General features: G+C 44.6%; 1 protein-coding gene. It reads left to right on the forward strand.

Annotated features, from left to right (window positions below; genetic code table 11):
- Positions 1–148: 148 nt before the first annotated feature.
- On the forward strand, positions 149–1,424 hold a 1,276-nt coding region (locus tag AAX04_RS11450), incomplete at its 3' end, for a S16 family serine protease (protein WP_066798384.1).

Genomic DNA, 1,424 nt, shown 5'->3' on the forward strand with positions numbered 1-1,424 from the left:
GTGGGATCAGGCGGAGAATAGGCTTCATACATCAAAGGCGGTATTGATATCCCTACTTACATGAACTCAAAAATCACTAAAGCCACGGAATTAAATACGCTAAGGAAGTGTGTAAGCTTTATTAATACGGGGTCCTTGATCATGTCGTATGAGAAGGTGGGCTGGAATAATCGTAATATTAACCCTATCCCTAACCGTGGCATTGTTAACCGCGGCATTAGCCGCTGAGTGGCAACAGGTTATTGTTTACACGAGATCAACAACAATACACGCGCTCGCAGTATCCTCAAACAACACAGGCACTGTCATAAACATAACAGTAACAGCAATGACACCAGGCTCGGGCTATGTGTACGTTGCCTCAAGCCCATTACCAACCGCCGAAAGTGGCACGTTCATCTCATCATCGCAAATAGCCGCCCTGGTCGCCACATACTTGGCGAACCAACCATTCAATAAGTACAACTTCCTAATAAATGTGGAACCAACAACCCTCGAGATCGGCGGACCATCAGCCAGTGGTTACATGACCGTTGCCATGTGGGCATTAATAACAAACCACACATTAAATCCCGACGTTGTGATGACCGGCATGATATTGCCAGATGGGTCCATAGGGCCGGTTGGAGGGTTGCCAGCTAAAATAGAGGCTGCCGCCCAGGAGGGTTACGAGGTTGTGTTGATACCGTATGGGCAGCAGGAGTACCAAACGAGTACTGGGCAGGTCATCAACCTGGTAAGTTATGGTAGAAGCCTTGGTGTGGATGTTATACCCATAATGAGCGTTAGGCAAGCCATTTACTACTTCACCGGTGTTAACCTCACAATACCATCGATATCAAGTGAAGAATTGAAGAATACGGCCTACGTCAATATTACGAAATTCCTCTGGATGAGAATATATGACAGGTTAATTAAGAGCGGGGCCATCAATTCCACGGACCCAAACGTTTCCAAATACGTAAAACAGGTAATCAATTATGCAAACCAGGGCATGTACTACACAGCGGCAAGCCTCGGTTTCCAAGGATTAATTAATTATTACCAAGATGAGATGCAGAATTATACCACAAGCCAACTATACGGATTACTTAACCAATTAAACAATGAACTCAACTACTACAGTAACGCCGTTTCCCACTACAATGTAACCACGGCAAACATAGACATAATAATTGGAATATACGATAGGATTGAGGATGCGCAGCAGTCATTAACGGCAGCAAGCCAGGACTTGACAACGAACGATATTGCTGACGCAATAAGTAACTTAGCATATGCTAAGGCTAGGATTGAAACCTTGGGTGATTGGCTTGCAGTACTCAACGCAATAAATGGTGGTGCACCAATATCGACTAATTATCTCGAGGAACTAACGAGTATGTACCTGGTCTATGCTCAGTCAATAACTGAGTACACAATCT

Source organism: Caldivirga sp. MU80, from assembly GCF_001663375.1.
In the GTDB taxonomy this organism is placed as follows: Archaea; Thermoproteota; Thermoprotei; order Thermoproteales; family Thermocladiaceae; genus Caldivirga.